Below are 18908 nucleotides of genomic sequence, written 5' to 3' on the forward strand. Positions count from 1 at the left end.
CAACACGACGCGCGCGGCTGGTCGGAACCGGCGAGGCGTGGGGCCGTCAGAACCAGCGCTTGACCTTGAACACGACGAACAGGATCGCGGCGAAGGCGATCATCGCGACGATCGACAGCGGGTAGCCCCACGTCCACGACAGTTCCGGCATGTGCGTGAAGTTCATGCCGTAGATCGCGGCGATGAGCGTCGGGGCGAACAGGATCGCCGCCCATCCCGAGATGCGCTTCGTGTCGTCGTTCTGCTTCTGCGCCGCCAGGGTCGAGTCGACCGTCAGCGCGTTCTGCAGCAGCTGGCGGAAGGTGTCGAGGCGCTCGACCGTGCGGATGACGTGGTCGAGGACGTCGCGGAACCGGCGCTGCAGCTCGACGGGCAGGTGGTACTTCTCGGCGCCCCGGTGCAGGTTCTCGATGATGCCGATGAGCGGGCGGGCGGCGCGCTGGAAGTCGACGACCTCGCCGAACAGCTCGTAGATGCGCCGCGAGACCCCGGCCACCCCGGAGAACAGCTGGTCCTCGATCTGGTTGATGTCCTCCTCGAGTCCGTCGATCACCGGCGCGTAGCCGTCGACGATCGAGTCCATCAACGCCCACAGCTGCGCCTGCGGCCCGGCGGTGACCAAGGCGGGCTTGCCGCTCAGCCGCTGCAGCGCGCGCGGCACGGCCCGGGGTCCGCGCGGGTCGGCCGGGACCACCGCCAGGAAGAAGTCCTGCCCGACGAAGGCGTGCACCTCGCCGAACTCGACCTGTTCGGGACCGTCCTGGTAGACCGCCGGCTTCAGCACGGTGAAGAGCGTCGAGCCGTACCGTTCGAGCTTCGGGCGCTGGTGTCCCTCGGCGGCGTCCTCGACCGCGAGCTCGTGCAGGCCGAGGGCGACCGCGACGTCGCCGAGCTCCTCGGCGTCGGGGCGGTGCAGCACGATGCACGCGCTCGCGCCCTGCTCGCCGATCATCCGGAAGGTGTCGTCGAGGGACGGGCAGGCGATCGGGGCGATGCGGTCGACGTAGACGGTGTTGAGCTCGACGGTCACGAGGCCACCGTACGCAGTGGCGGACGACTCGTCCCCCGACCACCTGGACGTGCGCTGCGACCGGGTGCACCGGACGGGCCTACCGTGCAGGTCATCAGCATGCTGACGAACGGAGCGGACATGAAGAAGATCTGGAAGCGCATCGCGGTCGCCGTGAGCGCCGTCGTGGCAGTGGTCGGCGCGATCGTCGGCTCGGGAGCGGCGGGCGGGACCCCGATCGCCGAGGCGTCCGGTGGCGCCCTGTCGGCGTCCTCGACGGCGATCGCCCCCGCCGGACCGGCGTTCTCGATCTGGAGCGTCGTCTACGTCGGCCTGATCGCCTGGACCGTGCGGCAGTTCTTCCGCACCGCCGACAACGAGCGCCACGACCGCCTGTTCGTGCCTGCGGTGCTGTCCCTGCTGCTCAACGCCGCGTGGATCCTGTCCGTGCAGTACGGGCTGCTGTGGGCGAGCGAGCCGATCATCGTCGCACTGCTGGGTGTCCTCGTTTGGGCGTTCGCGGTCCTGCGGCGGACGCGGCCCTCGGGCACCGTCGAGGCGGTCGTGACCGACGGGACCTTCGGGCTCTACCTCGGCTGGGTCTGCGTCGCGACCGCCGCGAACACCGCCGCGGTGCTGACAGCCGCGGGCTTCCGGGGCTTCGGGCTCGGGCAGGACGTCTGGGGCGTGGTCGTCGCCGCGGTCGCCGGACTCGTCGGGGTGCTGCTCGCGATCTGGGGCGGCGGACGACTCGCTCCGACGGCCGCGCTGTCCTGGGGCCTGGCGTGGGTCGCGGTCGGACGGCTCGACGGCCCGCTCGTGTCCGTGCCGACGGCCGTGACGGCGGTCGTCGCGGTCGCCGCCGTGGTCGTCGTCACCCTCGTGGTGCGCTCCCGCGTCGGCTGGGCCGCGCGCTCCCGCGGCGCCGGCCGCGCCCGCGGCGCGGCCGCCCGCGCGGCGTAGCCGCCGCGGCGCCCGCGGGCGCCGCAGGCGGCGGCGCCCGCCTGCTCACACCGCGAAAGCGACAGTCCTCCGCCGAACATCGGCGGAGGACTGTCGCTTTCGCGGACCCGACCCGCAGCGCGCGCAGCGCGTCAGCGCGCGGCGGCCGCCAGGCCGTGCGCGGCGGCGACGGCCTCGTTCACGACCTGGCCGGCGTGCACGTTCACGCCCTTCGCGAGCGCCGGGTCAGCCGCGGTCGCCTGCTCCCACCCCTGGTCGGCGATCGCGATGGCGTAGGGCAGCGTCGCGTTCGTCAGCGAGATCGTGCTGGTGCGGGGTACCGCTCCCGGCATGTTCGCGACGCAGTAGTAGACGGCGTCGTGCACGAGGAACGTCGGGTCGTCGTGGGTGGTCGGTCGCGAGCCCTCGAAGCAGCCGCCCTGGTCGATCGCGATGTCGACGAGCACCGAGCCCTGCCGCATGTCCGCGACCATGGCGTCGGTCACGAGCTTCGGCGCCGAGGCCCCCGGGATCAACACCGAGCCGATGACGAGATCCGCGTCGCGCAGCGCGTCGGCGATCGCGTGCGAGGACGAGCGCAGCGTCGTGATCCGCCCGTCGAACCGGGCGTCGAGCGCGCGCAGCCGCGGCAGGCTGATGTCGAACACCGTGACCTCGGCGCCGAGCCCGAGGGCCATCGTCGCCGCGTGCTCCCCCGCGACCCCGCCGCCGATGACGACGACCCGACCGCGCGGCGTCCCGGGCACGCCGCCGAGGAGCAGCCCGCGGCCGCCCTTCGTCCGCATGAGCTGGTCGGCGCCGACCTGCACGGACAGCCGACCGGCGATCTCCGACATCGGCGACAGCAGGGGCAGCGACCGGTCCGGCAGCTGCACGGTCTCGTAGGCGATCGCGGTCGCTCCGGAGGCGACGAGGGCATCGGTCAGCGGACGATCGGCCGCCAGGTGCAGGTAGGTGAAGAGGACCTGCCCGGGGCGGATCGAGGCGTACTCGGAGGCGACCGGCTCCTTGACCTTGAGGACGAGCTCCGCCTGCTGCCAGACCTCGGCGGCCGTGGCGACGACGGTGGCGCCGGCGGCGCGGTACTCGTCGTCCGAGAAGGACGATCCGGCCCCGGCGCCGGCCTGCACGAGCACCTGGTGACCGTGCAGCGCGAGCTCGCCGACCCCCGCCGGCGTGGCCGCGACGCGGTACTCGTTGTTCTTGACTTCGGTGGGGACGCCGATCAGCATCACGGACTCCTTCGTGGGCGGTGCAGGACCCTTCCACGATGCGTCGAGGTTCGTTACGAGAGCGTTTCGGCCGAACATCTGCGTGGCCGAAGCACATTCGGACCGACGAGATTCGGTCGGAGCCGCTCCCGCAGCCGGCCGATCAGCGCGTTCGGAGCGACTCGCTCGGCAGCTCGCCGAAGCGTTCTCGGTAGGTCGCAGAGAACCGGCCGAGGTGCCCGAACCCCCAGGCGCGAGCGATGTCCGCCACGCTGGTGTCGTCGCGGTCGCCACGGAGCAGGTCCCCCCGGGCACCGTCGAGCCGAACGCTGCGCAGCAGGTCACCCGGTGTCTGGTCGAGGTGCCGCCGGAGGGACTGCTGCAGCCCACGGGGGCTGAGCCCGGCGGCCGCGGCGATCTCGGCGGTCCCGATGGCATCCCGCGCGTGGGCGTGCACGTACTCGAGCGCCAGCCGCAGTCGGGCGTGCTCCGGACCGTTGCCGGTGACCGTCGACTGCCAGCGCTCACGGTGCGGGAAGGCCTCGACTGCCGCGGTCGCGAAGGCATCGACCACCGCGCGTCGTGCCGCCGGGGCGAGCTCGTGATCGTTCCCCAACCAGGTCGACGAGTGTGCGCGCACGACCGACTGCCATGCGCGGATGCCCTCGGCGGACGGCCGGTGCATCGCATCGAACGTGAAGTCCGCATCGCCCACGAGCGACCGGACGTGCGCCTTGTCGAGCTGCACGAGGTTGAGCCCGATGTCGCGGTGGTGCAGTTCGTACGCGTCGGGCAGCACGACCGGGACGCCTGGCTCGAGGTCGATGCTCTGGCCGCCGAAGGTGATCGTGCTCGAGCCGGACCGCAGCCACGCGACGAGGAACTGGTCCTCGACCAGGCTCTCGGTCCGCAGGTCGACGAGGAACCGGGCCGTCCGCAACGACATCAGCTCGTCTGCCACCCCCGCGAAGTCCCACTGCGGCCGCTGTCGGGTCCGCCGGACCCGGGGCGACCGGAAGTCGTAGTCCCCGGTGAAGAACGTCAGCGCCTCGTCGACGTCGGTGCCCACGATCCGACGGAAGGACCGACCGTCCGGGGTCGTCGGAGTGGTGCGGTCGGACTCCACCCGGTCGGGGTTCTCGTGAGAAGGCACCATGACGAAGAACCTACGGGGCACCACCGACAAAGTAGGTCGGCAGGTGACGCAGGTTCCGCCTCACGGCTGCAGGATCGCCTGCCCGACACTCTCGTCCAGGATGAGATCGGTGACGAGCCCGGCCGCGAGCGCCCCCTTGAGCGATGCGGCCTTCGACCGGCCGGCGACCACGCACACCCGTCGGGGTGCCCGCTTGATGGTGTCGAGGTCAGGCGCACCCGCGCGGGCGTTCACCCCGATGTCCTTCCACGACCCGTCCGCCCGGTAGAAGACGGTCGAGACGTCCCCGACGACGCCTGCCTCGGAGAGCTCGTCGCGGTCGGAGGGGTCGAGGTACCCGCCGGAGTACACGTGCGAGGGCACCGGCGCCTGCGGAGCCCCGACGCCGAACACGACGAGGTCCATGCGTTCATGGAGGTCGAGCACGCGGCGGATCGAGCGCTCCCGGAACAGCGCCTCCTTCGTCACCGGGTCGTCGAAGAACGCCGGCACGGGGAACTGCTGCACGAACGCGCCGTACGCCTCGCCGAAGCGCCGGAGGATCTCCGACGCGTAGACGATGCCCGTGGTCCGGGTGTTCGCGGCGCCGTTGATCTGCACCACGGTGGAACCGTGCGTGGTCTTCGGCACCAGGTACCGGCTGACCGCGCTGACGGTCGAACCCCACGAGATGCCGATCACCATGTTCGACTCGACGTACTGCGTCAGGATGCGCGCGGCGGACAGCGCCACCCGCTCGAGCCGGTCGACGTCGCTCGTGTGGTCCGGCACCGGGACGACGTGCGCGTGCACCCCGAAGCGGGCGCGGATGTTCCGGCTGAGCGCGGCCGCCTGGTCGAGGGGCGAGCGGATCTGGATGTCGACGAGCCCGGTGTCCCTGGCGTACTTCAGCAGCCGCGAGACCGAGGACCGCGAGGTCCCGAGCTCGTCGGCGATGGCGTCCATCGTCAGGTCCTGCAGGTAGTAGAGGTGTGCGGCGCGCAGCGCCTGCTGCGTGCGCATCGGCTGAGCCGCATCGCTCATGGTGCTCCGATCGGTAGAACGCAACCATGCACGGACGTGCACGGCCTCTGCAACCCCTGTCGCGCCTCCAGGCCGTCCACCGCGCCGCCCGCGCGTCGCCTCGACACGTGTGCTGCACGTTCGTGCACGCGAGTTGCCCACCCTTCCACCCAGGAGCACCATCGAGGGAGTCCCCACGGAACCGACCAAGGAAGCGACGCACCATGTCGAAGAAGACGCAGCCCCGGAAGACGGTCAGCGCGCTCACCGAGCGCCCGAACGCACAGGTCCTCATCGTCGGTGGCGGCATCAACGGCATCGCCACCTTCCGCGACCTCGCCCTGCAGGGCGTCGACGTCGTGCTCGTCGAGCGCGGCGACTACGCCGGCGGCGCCTCGGCCGCGTCGAGCCACATGATCCACGGTGGCATCCGGTACCTCGAGAACGGCGAGTTCCGCCTGGTGCGCGAGAGCGTGCAGGAGCGCAACGGCCTGATCCGCATCGCCCCGCACTACGTCAAGCCGCTGCAGACGACGATGCCGATCTTCTCGACGTTCTCCGGCATCATGAACGCCCCGCTGCGCATGCTCACCCACAAGCAGCGCTCGACCAAGGAGCGTGGCGCGGCCCTCATCAAGATCGGCATGACGATCTACGACTCCTTCTCGCGCGACGGTGGCTCGGTGCCGAAGCACCGCTTCCTGACGAAGAAGGCGGCGCTGGCCGACATGCCGGCGCTCAACAAGGACCTGAAGTACACGGGCACCTACTACGACGCCTCGGTGCACGAGCCGGAGCGCCTCGCGCTCGACGTGCTCAAGGACGGCCTCGCCGCAGCACAGGGCACCGGCAGCGGCGCGTCCGCGCGTGCGGTCAACTACGTCGAGGCTGCCGGCACCCGCGACGGCGGCGTGGTGCTGCGCGACCGCGAGACCGGTGAGGACTTCGTGTTCACCGCCGACGTCGTCGTGAACGCGTCCGGCCCCTGGACCGACCTGACCAACCAGGCATTCGGCGGCGAGACGAAGTTCATGGGCGGCACGAAGGGCTCCCACATCGTCGTGCAGAACGACGAGCTGCTCGAGGCGACGAAGGGCCGCGAGCTCTTCTTCGAGAACAACGACGGCCGCATCGTCCTCATCTACCCGCTCAAGGGCCGGGTGCTCATCGGCACGACCGACATCGACGCCGACCCGTCGCAGCCTGCCGTCTGCACCGAGGAGGAGGTCGACTACTTCTTCGGGCTGGTGAAGCACGTCTTCCCGCAGATCGCGCTGGACCGCGACCACATCGTCTACCGCTACTCCGGCATCCGCCCGCTCCCGCGTCACGAGGACACCGCCCCCGGCTTCGTCTCCCGCGACTACCGGATCGTCGACACCCCGATCGCCGGGCTGCCCGGCACGACCGTGCTCTCGCTCGTCGGTGGCAAGTGGACCACCTTCCGCGCTCTCGCGGCGCACCTGTCCTCGGACGTCACGACGAAGCTCGGCGTCGCCCGGAAGGTCGACACGACGGGCATGCCGATCGGCGGCGGCAAGGACTTCCCGACCACCGACGCGCAGCGTGCGCTGTGGATCAAGTCGCACCGGGACGGTCTCGACGAGCATCTCGTCGAGGGGCTGCTCGAGCGCTACGGCACCCGTGCGGCCGAGGTCGTGGACGTCCTGACCGACGGCCCGGTCGAACCGCTCGAGTCCGACCCGTCGCTCACCCGTGCCGAGGTCGCGTACTTCGCCGAGCACGAGCAGGCCGTGCACCTGGTCGACGTCGTCCTCCGTCGCACGAACCTGGCCTTCGTCGGCGGTGTCACGATCGACCTGCTCGACGAGCTGGCCGACGTGCTCGCAGACACCCTGGGCTGGAGCACCGAGGAGCGCGCGGACGAGGTCCAGCGCACGCTCGACGTGCTGCGCGAGTCGCACGGCGTGATCGTGCCGCTGCACACGACGACGGCGCAGCCCGCGTAGTCCACGCGGCCCCCGACGGACGGGAGGCGCGGTGCCGGCCGGCGCCGCACCTCCCGTCCGTCGTGTGGTTCCGCACCCGTCCGCCGCGCACGCCACGGCACGGCGGCGTCCCGACGAGACGCCACGGCACGCCGACGTTCCGACGAGACGCCGCCGTCACGACGAGACTCCGCCGGTTCCGGCGGCGTCTCGCTCAGGTGGGGGCGTTTCGCGTCGACGCCGGCGTCTCGGTGCGCCTCACGCTCGTCAGAACGCGTCGCCGGTCGGGTCCTGCGCCGTCCGGTCGATCAGGTCCTCGCCACCGACGGGCTCGCCCTCCCAGTCGACCAGGCGCCAGCCGTCCTCGAACGAGCCCTCGACCTCGACGATCCCGGTGTTCTCGAGGTGCCGCTTCGTGCCGAACTCGTCGGGGGTGTTCTGCGCGGCCGCACTGGCCCACGTACGGATCGCCGCGCCGTGGCTGAACGCCGCAGCGACCTCGACGCCCGTGTCGAGGATCTGCCGCACGGCGTCGTCGTAGCGCGCGAAGAACTCCTCGCCACTCTCGGCCCCGGGCATCCGGCTCGACCGGTCCCCCGCCGACCACCCGTGCACGGTCGAGATGTACAGCTGCACCGAGGTCCGGTCGCGCCGGCCCTGCAGGTCCCCGGCCTCGATCTCGCGCAGCCCGGGGAGCACGACGGGTTCGGTCCCGAGCGCGGCGGCGAGCGGCGCGGCGGTGACCTGCGTTCGGACCATCGACGAGACGAACAACCGCTCGATCCCGCGGTCGGCGAGGGCGGCGGGCAGGGCGTCCGCCTGCTGCTGCCCGAGCTCGGTGAGCCCGGGGCCGGGTACTTCGGCGTCGAGCACGCCGTCCACGTTCGCAGGGGTCTGGCCGTGCCGGATGAGCAGGAGTCGCATGCGCCCCACCCTACGGACGGCCGGTGACCTACCCCTGGCGGGCCTTCCACCGCGGGTCCCGCTTGTTGATGACGTACACGCGGCCGCGACGTCGCACGATCTGCGAGCCGGGGATCTTCTTGAGCGCCTTGAGCGAGTTGCGGACCTTCACGGGTCTCCTTCCTGCACCGACTCCTTGTTGAGAACGGTTGTCATGTAGGCTACCCGACATGCGCCCTGCAGCAACCACCCTCGTCACCGCCCTGCACGATGCCGACGCAGTCCGCGTCGCGCGCCGGATCGGCAGCGGCCACCGGATGCACGTCCAGGGCGATGCCCTCGCGGCGGCCAGGGGCATCGCCGCGCGGCGCGACCAGCTCGACCGCGTCTGCGGACCGGACGCCGACCACGACCTCGTCGTCACGCTCGCGCCGGAGGTGGACGTCCGCGCGGTCGGGATGCTCCTCGCGAACGCCGCCCGTTCGGAGACCGGCGACGACCGGGTCCTGCGCCACGTGGTCGCCGTGCTCCGGGCGGACGACGTCGCCCACCTGCTCTGGTCGGACGTGGACGACGCCTTCGTGGCCGCTGAGCGCGTGGTGGCGCTCGTCGAGTACGCGACCGTGGTCGCGCTCGACCGACTCGAGCCACTCTCCGGCCGTCGTCGTCGGGCGCTCGTGGCGTTGCTCCACCGCATGGCTCCGCAGGCGGCGATCGTCGCGGCACCCGCCGTCAGAGGGCCGCTCGACCTGCCGGCGTCGAACGGCGGCGCCGCCCGCCTGCTGGCCTCCGGCGCCGGCTGGATGCGCGCACTGTCGAGCGACGCCGGTCGGACCGACACCGGGCGAGGGCCGCAGGACGACCTGGTGACGATGCGGTACCGCGAGCCGCTGCCGTTCCACCCCGGGCGACTCGCCGACGTCATCGCGAACGACCTCGCCGCGGGCGCGAACGGGCGGGTCCTGCGCTCGAAGGGGTTCTTCCGACTGGCCTCACGGCCGGACCACGTCGGCTCGTGGTCGAGCTTCGGTGCGATGCTCGCGCTGGACCCGACCGCGAACCCGTCGTGGGACGAGGACGCACCGGTCGGTCAGGCGATCTGGTTCGTCGGCGAACGCCTCGACGTGCACGCGATCGAACGCGCGCTGGACGGCGCACTCCTCACGTCGGAGGAGCTGCTCGCCGGGCCGGACGTCTGGCGTCGGTGGCCGGACCCGTTCCCGGTGTGGCCGGCGCTCGACCCCTCGCACGGACACCGGCACGACTGACCGGTGTGCGACGTCGCACGCGTCGATCGATGCGTGCGTCGTCGCAGACCGCGCGCCGCGCCCCACGCCCCGCGCCCCGGACGACCGACGCCCCGCGCGCCGTGCCCCGGACGACCGGCGCTGCACGCCCTCAGCGCCGGGCGGTCTCCGCGATCCCGTCGTGCGCCGCGAAGGGCAGGTCGCCCAGGTCGAGGTTCGGGTTCGTGTCCTGCGTGAGGACGAGCTCGCGCGCCTCGGCCTCGGACTCCACCGCGGGCATCGACCCCGGGAGCGGCCGCTGCGAGGACTCGCGCATGCAGAACACACCGATCGCCCCGACGATGCTCATCGCCACGAGGAAGTACGCCGGCGCGAGCTGGTCCCCCGTCGCGGTCAGGAGCGCCTGCACGATCAACGGGGTCGTCCCGCCGAACACCGCGATCGCGATGTTGTAGGCGAAGCCCATGCCCCCGTACCGGGTCGAGGTCGGGAAGAGCGCCGGCAGCGACGCCGCCTGGTTCGACACCCACAGCGCGGTCATCAGCGCCAGCAGCCCGAGACCGGCGAGGGTCGACCACTGCGCTCCGTGCCCGATGAGCAGGAAGGCCGGGACGGCGAGCACGACCGTGGTGCCGGCACCGATCCACATCACCGTGCGACGACCGATCCGGTCGGAGACGCGACCGGCGACCGGCAGCATCACCGCGAGCAGCACGAGCACGGGGATGGTGAGGAGCGTCCCGTCGATCGCCGAGTACCCCAGCGAGTCGGTCAGGTACGTCGGCATGTACGAGGTCAGCGCGTAGCCGACCGTGTTCGAGGCGCCGACGAGCATGATCGCGATGACGATCGGGCGCCAGTGGTCCCGCACCATGACGAGCACGTTGGCGGGACGACCGCCCTCGGCGGCCTCACGGTCCGACGCGGCGGCCTCCTGCGCCGCCTGGGTGGCCTGGAACACCGGCGACTCCTCGATGCGCAGGCGGAACCAGATCGCGACGACGCCGATCACGCCGGCGAGCAGGAACGGGAGGCGCCAGCCCCACGCGGTCATCGTCTCGTCGCCGAGCGACACCTGCAGCACGGTCACCACGGTGGCGCCGAGCGCGAAGCCCATGTAGCTGCCGAAGTCGAGGATGCTCGCGAAGAAGCCGCGCCGACGGTCGGGGGCGTACTCGGTCACGAACGTGGTCGCACCGGCGTACTCACCGCCGGTCGAGAAGCCCTGCGCGAGCTTCAGCACGACGAGCACGACCGGAGCGACCGCGCCGATGGTCGACCATGCCGGCAGCACTCCGATCAGGAACGTCGACGACGCCATCAGGATCAGCGTCGTGGCGAGCACCTTCTGCCGTCCCAGCCGGTCCCCCAGCCGACCGAACACGATGCCGCCCAGGGGTCGCGCGACGTAGGTCGCCGCGAACACCCCGAGGCTGAACAGGATCTGCACCGACGGCTCGGCCGTGGGCAGGAACACCTTGCCCATCGTGACCGCCAGGTAGCCGTACACCCCGACGTCGTACCACTCCATCGTGTTGCCGACGACCATCCCGCTGACGGCCCGGCGCATCATGCTCTTGTCGACCACCGTGACGTCGCTGACCCGCAGACGTCGGGGCGGTCGGGTGGTGGTACTGCTGGGGTCGGAACCCATACGCGATCTCCTCGTGGTGGGGACGGGCCGATCGGTACCGGCCCGGAACAGCCAGCAACGGTACCGAGCGACCGACATGTCACTGGCCGGGGATTCACAGGTACCGGCGTGTCACCCGGACGGGGGTCACGCCCGATCGGCACGACGGTGCCGATCGGCCCGGAGGTCACGAGGCGGTAACGTCTGCCCCGTGGCGATCGAACCGGACACGAAGAACTGGACCTGGGTGATCGGGACCGCGTGCCCCGACTGCGGCTTCGACGGGGCGACCCTGGCGTTCCGCGACGTCCCGTCGGTCATCGCCGAGAACGCCGCCGCGTGGCCGGAGCAGCTGGCCCGTCCGGACGTCCGGCAGCGCCCCGACGACCGCACGTGGTCGCCACTGGAGTACGGCGCGCACGTCCGCGACGTCCACCGGAAGATGACGGAACGGCTCCGGCTCGTGCTCGCCGAGGACGACCCGGCCTTCCCGAACTGGGACCAGGACGCCACCGCCGTCCAGGACCGCTACGGCGAGCAGGACCCGGCGGTCGTCGCCCGGGAGCTCACCGATGCGGCCCGTGACGCGGCGGCCGCCTTCGCCGCCGTCCCCGACGGCGCCGTCGGACGGACGGGGCGACGCTCGGACGGCAGCGCCTTCACGGTCACGACCCTCGCGACCTACTACGCGCACGACCCGGTGCACCACCTGTGGGACGTGCGCCGGACCGCCCACCGCACGGGGTGACGGACGGGAGGCGCGGTGCCGGCCCGCACCGCGCCTCCCGTCCGCCCCTGGTCGCCTCGCGACTCAGGCGAGTGCGTCGAGCAGGGCGCGCGCGGTCGCGGCGTCGGTCACCAGCTCGTTGATCATGCCGGCACGGACGGCGCCGATGATGCTCGGCACCTTCGCCGACCCGACGGCGACGCCGACCGCGTGCGGGACGCCCGCGAGCACCTCGCGCGAGGTCCGGACCATGCGCTCGCTGCCGGGGAACTCGATCGGCGACCCGTCGGCGGCGAAGAAGTTGAGACAGACGTCACCGGCGGCCTGGTCGAACACCGCGTCCTCGACCGGGATCCCCCGCGCGAGCGCATCGCGTGTGGGGGTCGGTGCGCCGACGCCCAGGATCGCACCCTTCGCCCGCCCCCACAGGCCGACGACGTGCTGGAAGGCGGGGTCCTCGTCGAGCGATGCCCGCATGGCGGCCGACGGCAGGGCCTGCGCGAACAGGAACGCCGGGATCGCGCCGGAGTGCTCGGCGGCCGTCCGGGTGATCTCGTTCGTCTGGAACCACGGCATCGGGTCCGCCTGCCCGCCGACGGTGGGGACGAGCTGCACGCCCGCGAGCTGCGGCATCCCGGTCTGCGCGACGTCGTAGACCGTCCGGCCGGACGACACCAGGACCGCGTCACCCGGGGTGAGCCCCATCCCCTCGACAGCGGTCGCGATCGGGGCGGCCAGGTCGGCGCCGAGCGTCGCCTGGTGCGTCACGGCCGCCAGGTGCACGGCGCGCAGCCCGAGCACGACCTGCAGCCGTTCGGCGAGCGCGACGGTCTCGTCCTGGAAGGGGTCCACGACGTCGATCCGGACGAGGCCGGCGCGGCGCGCCTCGGCGACCAGTCGGCTGACCGTGGGGCGTGAGACCCCGAGGCGCGAGGCGATCTCGACCTGGGTGGCGTCCTCGAGGTAGTACATCCGGGCCGCCTGGTAGACGGTGTCCAGCGGGAAACGGGCCCGCGACCCCTCGGCGCCGGTGGTGCTCTCGGACGACATGCTGCGGCACCCTTCGGATCGGTCGGACACTCGGATCGTAGTCCGACCGAGGGTCACCGGATCGTGAACCCGCCGTCCACGCGGAGGTCGGCGCCGTTCACCATCGCGGCACCGTCGCTCGCCAGGAACAGCACCGCGGCGGCGATCTCGGCGGGGGTCGCGAAGCGGCCGGTCGGGATCTCGTCCTGGTGCCGGATGCCCGCCGCGTTCGCCCAGGCCGCACGACCCAGGTCGGTGAGCACGACCGTCGGCGAGACCGTGTTGACCGTGACCCCGCGCCCGCCCCACTCGAGCGCGAGCACACGGGTCAGACCGAGGACGCCGGCCTTCGACGCGCAGTACGCGGCGTGCCGGTCGAGGCCGACGTGGGCCGCCTGCGACGCGATGTTCACGATGCGCCCGGTGCCGGCGGCGAGCATGTGCCGCCCGACGGCCTGCGCGAGCCGGAAGGTGCCCGTCAGGTTGACGTCGAGGGTGCGCCCCCACGCCCCGGCGTCGAGGTCCTCGGCGGCGTCGAGCGCGACGATGCCCGCGCAGTTCACGAGCACGTCGATCGAGCCCGCGGCGTCGACGACCTGCTGGACCGCGGCCGCGACGGAGCCGTCGTCGCTGACGTCGCACGCGAGGCCGAGGTGCTCCCCGGCCGTGACGGCGGGCAGCTCGGCGGCGGCGGCCGCCGAGGGGTCCGCACGGACGTCGACGATGGCGACGCGGGCACCGCGGGAGGCGAAGGCGTGCGCGATGGCGTTCCCGATGCCGGACGCGCCGCCCGTCACGACCGCGGTCCGGCCGGTCAGGTCGTTCGTCAGGTCGACGGTCCCGGGGCCGGGTCGCAGTGCCGCGGCGAAGTCGGTCGCGGTGGCGGTGCCGGTGCCTGTGGCGGTGGCGCTGTCGACGGCGTCGGTCATGGTCGCTCCCTTGCGATGGATCGATGTGGTGTGGGAACGATAGCAGAAATTGTGTTCTGGACATCTGTTCCGACGGGTGTACAGTCGTCGCCGAACCATCGGAACGGGCGCCCCGCCCGGCTGACCAACGGAGGACCAGCACATGTCGACGACGACGACCGAGACCCCGGCGCAGGGTGACGCGCACCTCGAGATCCCGACCACGATGCGCGCCGTCGTGGTGCACGGGCCCGGTGACTACCGACTCGAGGAACGTCCGGTGCCGCAGCCCGGCCCGGGCGAACTGCTGCTCCGCACCGACGCCGTCGGCATCTGCGCGAGCGACCTGAAGTGCTACCACGGCGCCGCGAAGTTCTGGGGCGACGAGAACCGGCCGGCGTGGGCGGAGGCCGACCGGATCCCCGGCCACGAGTTCGTCGGGACGATCGTCGCCGGTGACGACGCCGCACTCGCGAAGCGCGGTGTGACGCTCGGCGACCGGATCGCGTGCGAGCAGATCGTCCCGTGCTGGGAGTGCCGGTACTGCCTCGAAGGTGCCTACTGGATGTGCGCCGTCCACGACATGTTCGGGTTCAAGGGCTTCGACGGTGCGATGGCCGAGTACGTGCTCGTCCCGGCGAAGGCCCTGACCCATCCGGTCGACCGCGCGCTGCCGGGCCAGGTCGCCGCCTTCGCCGAGCCGCTCTCCTGCGCCTTCCACGCCGTCGAGCGCGGCGAGATCAGGTTCGGCGACACCGTGGTGATCGCCGGCGCCGGCCCGATCGGCCTGTCCGCCATCGCCGGTGCCCGCCAGAAGAACCCGCTGCGGATCATCGCGCTCGACGTCGTCGACGACAAGCTCGCGCTCGCCCGCAAGGTCGGTGCCGACCTGACGATCAACATCGCGCAGGAGGACGCCGTCGCCCGGGTCAAGGAACTCACCGACGGCTACGGCGCCGACGTCTACATCGAGGCGACCGGTCACCCCTCCGCGGTGCCCCAGGGCCTGAACCTGCTCCGCAAGCTCGGCACGTTCGTCGAGTACTCGGTCTTCAAGGACGCCGTCTCGGTCGACTGGTCGATCATCTCCGACGACAAGGAGCTCGACGTCCGGGGCGCCCACCTCGGCCCGCACACCTGGCCGGCGGCGATCAAGCTGCTCGAGTCGGGCACGCTGCCGATGGACGAGATCTGCACGCACCAGTTCCCGCTCGAGGACTTCCAGCAGGCCCTCGACCTGGTGGGCGACTCCGCTGGCGCGTCGGTGAAGGTGTCGATCATCCCGTCGCTCTCGGCGCCAACCACGTCCGCCCCGACCGCGTCCGCCGCGCGGGCCTGAGCGCCGAGGAGCCCCGCGATGTCGACGACGACCGCGCGCACCACCACCGCGCCCACGACCACCGCCGCCCGCCCCGAGGGTCGACTCGACCGGATGGGCATCCCCCGTCCGCTCGCCCTCGGCTTCGTCGCCGTGCTCGTCTTCATGACGGGCAACGGCGTCGAGTCGAACTTCATCACGCCGCACATGGTCGCGGTCCTCGGTAGCCCCGAGGCCACCGTCGCCACGATCGTGACGTTCTACAGCCTCGCCGCCCTGATCGGCAGCTACGTCTCCGGCGCCCTCTCCGACCTGATCGGGCCGCGCCGGGTGATGATCCTCGGGTTCGCCGTCTGGGTGGTCTTCGAGGTGCTGTTCCTGCTGGCGCTGAACGTCGAGAGCGTGCCCTTCGCCGCCGTCGCCTACGCCCTGCGCGGCTTCGGCTACCCGCTCTTCGCGTTCGCCTTCCTGGTCTGGGTGAACATCACCACGCCGGTCGAGCGCAACGGCGCAGCGGTGGGGTGGTTCTACGTCGCCTTCACCGGTGGCCTGCCGACGCTCGGCTCCCTGTTCGCCATCGGGGCCATCCCGGTGTTCGGTGGCGGGACGATCGGTGAGACGGGCGCGATGATCGCCTCGATCGGCCTCGTGGTCGCCGGGTTCCTCATCATGCTGCTCGGCGTCCGCCTGCCGAACGGCTTCTCGCGGATCGCGCCGGCAGGGGAGAGCGCCTGGCGGGTCCTGACGAGCGGCATCCGCCTCACCGCGACGCGACCGAAGATCCTGATGGGCTTCCTCGTCCGCCTCATCAACACCGCACCCGAGTTCGGCATGTTCGTCGTGCTGCCCGCCGTGATCGCGAACGACCGCGGCTGGGGCCAGAGCCGCTGGCTGCTCATGACCGTCTGCGTCTACGCGACGAACATCCTGGTGAACGCCCTGTTCGGCTGGGTCGGCGACCGCATCGGCTGGCAGCGCACCGTCAAGTGGTTCGGCATCGTCGGCTCCGCGACCGGGCTCGTGGCCTGGTGGTACGTGCCGCAGCTGGTGCCCGCCGGGTCGGACTGGGGCTACGTGCTCTCGGTCGTGGCCGGCTGCGTGTTCGGGTGCCTGCTCGCGGGCTTCGTCCCGATGGGCGCGATCATGCCGGCGCTCGCTCCGGAGCACAAGGGTGCCGCGATGGCGATGTACACCACGGCCGCCGGCGGCGCGGCGTTCCTCGGCACCGGCGTCGTCGCAGCGGTCTTCGCGCTCGGCGGCGGCGGCCAGGCGGTCACGTGGACGTTCGTCGGCCTCTACGCCTGCGCGTTCGTGATGATCCACTTCCTCGACGTGCCGCAGGGGCGCCCGCACCGCGGCACCCGCTGAGGCACGTCGACCCGACCCCGGGCGGCGGTGGCCGTCCCACCGCCGCCCGGTCCCCCCGACGCGCACACCCCCTCACCGGCACGCGCGACCCCTCCGACCCGACCGACGCATCCGGTCGTCCGACCCGATCCTGACCCCATCCACCGGACCCCGGTCCACCGCACGACAGGAACGAACCCCATGACCACCATCCACGACGACCCCGAGGACTTCGCCGAGGACCAGCTCGCCGGCTGGCTCGCCCTGTACGCCGACCGTGTCCGCGGCGTGCACGGCGGCGTCGTCGCACTCCCGACGGAGGGCGCCGAGCGCCAGGTCGGCGTCGTCGTCGGCGGCGGCTCCGGGCACTACCCCGCGTTCTGCGGCGTCGTCGGTCCGGGCTTCGCCACCGGTGCCGTCGTCGGCAACGTCTTCACCTCACCCTCGGCGGCGCAGGTCTACTCGGTCGCCAAGGCCGCCGACCAGGGCCGCGGCGTCGTGCTGTCCTTCGGCAACTACGCCGGTGACACCATGAACTTCGGGCTCGCCGCCGAGCGGCTCCGCGCCGAGGGCATCGACACCCGGATCGTCGTCGTGACCGACGACGTGGCGAGCGCGGACGAGGTCACGAAGCGTCGCGGCATCGCCGGCGACTTCTCGGTGTTCAAGGCGATGGGTGCGGCCGCGGCCGCCGGCGCGGACCTGGACGAGGTCGAGCGCGTCGGCACCGCCGCGAACGCCGCCACCCGCACGATCGGCGTCGCGTTCTCCGGCTGCACCATGCCCGGCGCCACCGAGCCGCTCTTCTCGGTCCCCGACCGCCACCTCGGGCTCGGGCTCGGCATCCACGGCGAACCCGGCATCCAGGACGTCCCGGTGCTGCCGGCGCGGGACCTCGCCGCGCTGCTCGTCGAGCGTCTGCTGGCCGAACGACCCGAGGGCGCCGGACCGCGGGTGGCGCCGATCCTCAACGGCCTGGGCGACACGAAGTACGAGGAGCTCTTCCTGCTCTGGGGCCGGGTGCTGCCCCTCCTCGAGGACGCGGGGCTCGAGGTCGTCGAGCCCGAGGTCGGCGAACTGGTCACGAGCCTCGACATGGGCGGCTGCTCGCTGACGCTGCAGTTCCTCGACGACGAGCTCGAACGGTACTGGCGCGCCGATGCCTACACGCCGGCGTACCGCAAGGTCGCCGCCCCGGTCGCCGCGCTCGTGCCGGCCGCGGCCGTCACCGAGGCCGCAGCCGAGGCGACGGTCGTGCCGGAGGCGACCGGTGCCTCCCGGCGGGCCGCCGAGACCGCCCGCGCCGCCGTCGAGGCGATGGACGTCCTGCTCCGCGAGCAGGAGGAGACGCTGGGCCGCATCGACGCGGTCGCCGGTGACGGCGACCACGGTCGCGGCATGGTGAAGGGCATCGCTGCGGCCCGTCGCGCCGTCGAGCAGACCGACCGGGAGGCCGGGGTCGCCTTCGTCCTCGGCCGTGCCGGTGAGGCGTGGGCCGCGTCGGCCGGCGGCACGTCCGGTGTGCTGTGGGGTGCGGCACTCGAAGCGTTCGGCCGTGCGCTCGGCGACGACACCGAGCACGTGGACGCGTCCGACGTCGCCGCCGCCGCCCAGGCCTTCGCGGACTCGATCGTCCACCTCGGTGGCGCGTCCCGCGGTGACAAGACCCTGCTCGACGCCCTGCTGCCGTTCGTCGACGAGCTGCGGTCCCGAGTCGACGAGGGCGCCGACACGGCGGAGGCGTGGCAGGCGGCGGCCGGGGTCGCGGTCGAGCAGGCGGCGGCCACGGCGGACCTGCGGCCGAGGGTCGGGCGTGCCCGGCCGCTGGCCGAGAAGAGCGTGGGGACGCCCGACGCGGGCGCCACCTCGATGGGGATGGTCCTCACGCGGATCGGCGAGGTGCTCGCGGTCCGCGCACGACGCGAAGGAGTGGACGCATGACGTACCGGTTGGTGGTGGGCTCGGACGACGCGGGCTTCGACTACAAGGAGGTCATCAAGCGTGACCTCGAGGCGGACGACCGCGTGGCGAGCGTCGTCGACGTCGGGGTCGACGCCGACGGCCACACGGCGTACCCGCACGTGGCGGTGGACGCGGCGCGGATGGTGGCGGACGGCGAGGCGGACCGCGCGATCCTGGTCTGCGGCACCGGGCTCGGGGTGGCGATCAGCGCGAACAAGGTCCCCGGCATCCGAGCCGTCACCGCGCACGACTCGTTCAGCGTCGAGCGCTCCGTGCTGTCGAACGACGCGCAGGTGCTCTGCATGGGGCAGCGCGTGATCGGGCTCGAGCTCGCACGGCGCCTGGCGAAGGAGTGGCTCGGGTACGAGTTCGACTCGACGAGCGCGAGCGCCGAGAAGGTCGCGGCGATCTGCGGCTACGACGGCTCGGTGCCGGTCGGTACCGACGTCGGGAGGGCATGAGGGCGCTGGGTCCGCGGATCCCCAGCGCGCTGTCGGGTGCGCGACGTACGGTGCTCGCGCACCCGACGCTCCACGGTGACGCC

The 18908-nt window shown here is 72.2% G+C and carries 17 protein-coding genes; 8 read left to right on the forward strand and 9 right to left on the reverse strand.

Translation table 11 applies throughout. The features are described 5' to 3' along the window. Positions 1 to 46: 46 nt before the first annotated feature. Entirely contained in the window at positions 47 to 1030 is a 984-nt protein-coding gene (locus tag LCG91_RS11725; protein ID WP_058729065.1) for a magnesium and cobalt transport protein CorA, read from the reverse strand. An 84-nt stretch (positions 1031 to 1114) separates the two neighbouring features. On the opposite strand from LCG91_RS11725, the gene LCG91_RS11730 reads away from it, so the two are divergent. Beyond that, positions 1115 to 1972: a tryptophan-rich sensory protein gene (locus LCG91_RS11730; RefSeq protein ID WP_411955805.1), complete on the forward strand. Its 858-nt coding sequence runs from the start codon at positions 1115 to 1117 to the stop codon at positions 1970 to 1972. A 131-nt stretch (positions 1973 to 2103) separates the two neighbouring features. On the opposite strand, the gene ald is transcribed toward LCG91_RS11730, so the two are convergent. From ald to LCG91_RS11745, 3 genes are all read right to left on the reverse strand, one after another. Further along, on the reverse strand, positions 2104 to 3204 hold the full coding sequence (gene ald, locus LCG91_RS11735; RefSeq protein ID WP_224443144.1) for an alanine dehydrogenase: 1101 nt from the start codon (positions 3202 to 3204) through the stop codon (positions 2104 to 2106). Between the two features lie 142 nt (positions 3205 to 3346). Then, positions 3347 to 4339 carry a helix-turn-helix transcriptional regulator gene (locus LCG91_RS11740; RefSeq protein WP_224441464.1) on the reverse strand — a complete coding sequence of 331 codons (993 nt, stop codon included), beginning with the start codon at positions 4337 to 4339 and terminating at the stop codon, positions 3347 to 3349. 60 nt (positions 4340 to 4399) lie between these two features. Next, positions 4400 to 5362 carry a sugar-binding transcriptional regulator gene (locus tag LCG91_RS11745; protein WP_058750728.1) on the reverse strand — a complete coding sequence of 321 codons (963 nt, stop codon included), beginning with the start codon at positions 5360 to 5362 and terminating at the stop codon, positions 4400 to 4402. A 203-nt stretch (positions 5363 to 5565) separates the two neighbouring features. Between LCG91_RS11745 and LCG91_RS11750 the strand changes: the two genes are divergently transcribed. Next, positions 5566 to 7311 (forward strand): glycerol-3-phosphate dehydrogenase/oxidase, encoded by a 1746-nt coding sequence (locus LCG91_RS11750; protein WP_058750727.1) that lies wholly within the window; start codon positions 5566 to 5568, stop codon positions 7309 to 7311. Positions 7312 to 7557: 246 nt separating this feature from the next. On the opposite strand, the gene LCG91_RS11755 is transcribed toward LCG91_RS11750, so the two are convergent. Both LCG91_RS11755 and ykgO read right to left on the reverse strand, forming a co-directional pair. After that, positions 7558 to 8214 carry a histidine phosphatase family protein gene (locus LCG91_RS11755; protein WP_224441465.1) on the reverse strand — a complete coding sequence of 219 codons (657 nt, stop codon included), beginning with the start codon at positions 8212 to 8214 and terminating at the stop codon, positions 7558 to 7560. Between the two features lie 28 nt (positions 8215 to 8242). Then, the gene (ykgO, locus tag LCG91_RS11760; RefSeq protein ID WP_058743312.1) at positions 8243 to 8365 is read right to left on the reverse strand and encodes a type B 50S ribosomal protein L36; all 123 of its coding nucleotides are present in this window, start codon (positions 8363 to 8365) and stop codon (positions 8243 to 8245) included. 58 nt (positions 8366 to 8423) lie between these two features. On the opposite strand from ykgO, the gene LCG91_RS11765 reads away from it, so the two are divergent. After that, complete coding sequence (locus LCG91_RS11765) at positions 8424 to 9461, forward strand: GTP-binding protein (protein ID WP_224441466.1); 1038 nt, start codon at positions 8424 to 8426, stop codon at positions 9459 to 9461. A 130-nt stretch (positions 9462 to 9591) separates the two neighbouring features. Here the strand turns inward: LCG91_RS11765 and LCG91_RS11770 are convergent, their stop codons facing one another. Beyond that, positions 9592 to 11094 carry an MFS transporter gene (locus LCG91_RS11770; protein WP_114849802.1) on the reverse strand — a complete coding sequence of 501 codons (1503 nt, stop codon included), beginning with the start codon at positions 11092 to 11094 and terminating at the stop codon, positions 9592 to 9594. Between the two features lie 190 nt (positions 11095 to 11284). On the opposite strand from LCG91_RS11770, the gene LCG91_RS11775 reads away from it, so the two are divergent. Then, the gene (locus LCG91_RS11775) at positions 11285 to 11821 is read left to right on the forward strand and encodes a DinB family protein (protein WP_224441467.1); all 537 of its coding nucleotides are present in this window, start codon (positions 11285 to 11287) and stop codon (positions 11819 to 11821) included. 63 nt (positions 11822 to 11884) lie between these two features. Here the strand turns inward: LCG91_RS11775 and LCG91_RS11780 are convergent, their stop codons facing one another. Both LCG91_RS11780 and LCG91_RS11785 read right to left on the reverse strand, forming a co-directional pair. Further along, a complete protein-coding gene (locus LCG91_RS11780) occupies positions 11885 to 12850 on the reverse strand; it encodes a sugar-binding transcriptional regulator (RefSeq protein WP_058729256.1) in 966 nt (321 codons plus the stop codon). A gap of 53 nt (positions 12851 to 12903) precedes the next feature. Next, the gene (locus LCG91_RS11785) at positions 12904 to 13758 is read right to left on the reverse strand and encodes a GolD/DthD family dehydrogenase (RefSeq protein WP_224441468.1); all 855 of its coding nucleotides are present in this window, start codon (positions 13756 to 13758) and stop codon (positions 12904 to 12906) included. 142 nt (positions 13759 to 13900) lie between these two features. Here LCG91_RS11785 and LCG91_RS11790 point away from each other — a divergent pair, with 142 nt between their 5' ends. The 4 genes from LCG91_RS11790 to LCG91_RS11805 all read left to right on the forward strand — a co-directional run bounded on the left by LCG91_RS11790 (position 13901) and on the right by LCG91_RS11805 (position 18825). Next, positions 13901 to 15076 carry a zinc-binding dehydrogenase gene (locus LCG91_RS11790; RefSeq protein ID WP_058750632.1) on the forward strand — a complete coding sequence of 392 codons (1176 nt, stop codon included), beginning with the start codon at positions 13901 to 13903 and terminating at the stop codon, positions 15074 to 15076. 18 nt (positions 15077 to 15094) lie between these two features. Further along, positions 15095 to 16423 carry an MFS transporter gene (locus LCG91_RS11795; protein WP_224441469.1) on the forward strand — a complete coding sequence of 443 codons (1329 nt, stop codon included), beginning with the start codon at positions 15095 to 15097 and terminating at the stop codon, positions 16421 to 16423. Between the two features lie 180 nt (positions 16424 to 16603). Beyond that, positions 16604 to 18343, forward strand: coding sequence for a dihydroxyacetone kinase family protein (locus LCG91_RS11800; protein WP_224441470.1), 1740 nt, complete (start codon positions 16604 to 16606; stop codon positions 18341 to 18343). Next, positions 18340 to 18825 carry a ribose-5-phosphate isomerase gene (locus LCG91_RS11805; protein WP_224441471.1) on the forward strand — a complete coding sequence of 162 codons (486 nt, stop codon included), beginning with the start codon at positions 18340 to 18342 and terminating at the stop codon, positions 18823 to 18825. The genes LCG91_RS11800 and LCG91_RS11805 overlap by 4 nt, the downstream gene beginning before the upstream one ends. Positions 18826 to 18908: the final 83 nt, after the last annotated feature.

The sequence above is a fragment of the Curtobacterium sp. TXMA1 genome, assembly GCF_020162095.1.
Lineage (GTDB): Bacteria > Actinomycetota > Actinomycetes > Actinomycetales > Microbacteriaceae > Curtobacterium.

Excerpts from the sequence above, each read along its gene's own strand:
- LCG91_RS11750 (WP_058750727.1), top strand. The coding sequence starts at position 5,566 with ATGTCGAAGAAGACGCAGCCCCGGAAGACGGTCAGCGCGCTCACCGAG.
- ald (WP_224443144.1), bottom strand. The coding sequence starts at position 3,204 with ATGCTGATCGGCGTCCCCACCGAAGTCAAGAACAACGAGTACCGCGTC.
- LCG91_RS11745 (WP_058750728.1), bottom strand. The coding sequence starts at position 5,362 with ATGAGCGATGCGGCTCAGCCGATGCGCACGCAGCAGGCGCTGCGCGCC.
- LCG91_RS11765 (WP_224441466.1), top strand. The coding sequence starts at position 8,424 with ATGCGCCCTGCAGCAACCACCCTCGTCACCGCCCTGCACGATGCCGAC.
- LCG91_RS11790 (WP_058750632.1), top strand. The coding sequence starts at position 13,901 with ATGTCGACGACGACGACCGAGACCCCGGCGCAGGGTGACGCGCACCTC.
- LCG91_RS11780 (WP_058729256.1), bottom strand. The coding sequence starts at position 12,850 with ATGTCGTCCGAGAGCACCACCGGCGCCGAGGGGTCGCGGGCCCGTTTC.
- LCG91_RS11785 (WP_224441468.1), bottom strand. The coding sequence starts at position 13,758 with ATGACCGACGCCGTCGACAGCGCCACCGCCACAGGCACCGGCACCGCC.
- LCG91_RS11805 (WP_224441471.1), top strand. The coding sequence starts at position 18,340 with ATGACGTACCGGTTGGTGGTGGGCTCGGACGACGCGGGCTTCGACTAC.
- LCG91_RS11755 (WP_224441465.1), bottom strand. The coding sequence starts at position 8,214 with ATGCGACTCCTGCTCATCCGGCACGGCCAGACCCCTGCGAACGTGGAC.
- LCG91_RS11795 (WP_224441469.1), top strand. The coding sequence starts at position 15,095 with ATGTCGACGACGACCGCGCGCACCACCACCGCGCCCACGACCACCGCC.
- LCG91_RS11740 (WP_224441464.1), bottom strand. The coding sequence starts at position 4,339 with ATGGTGCCTTCTCACGAGAACCCCGACCGGGTGGAGTCCGACCGCACC.
- LCG91_RS11770 (WP_114849802.1), bottom strand. The coding sequence starts at position 11,094 with ATGGGTTCCGACCCCAGCAGTACCACCACCCGACCGCCCCGACGTCTG.
- LCG91_RS11800 (WP_224441470.1), top strand. The coding sequence starts at position 16,604 with ATGACCACCATCCACGACGACCCCGAGGACTTCGCCGAGGACCAGCTC.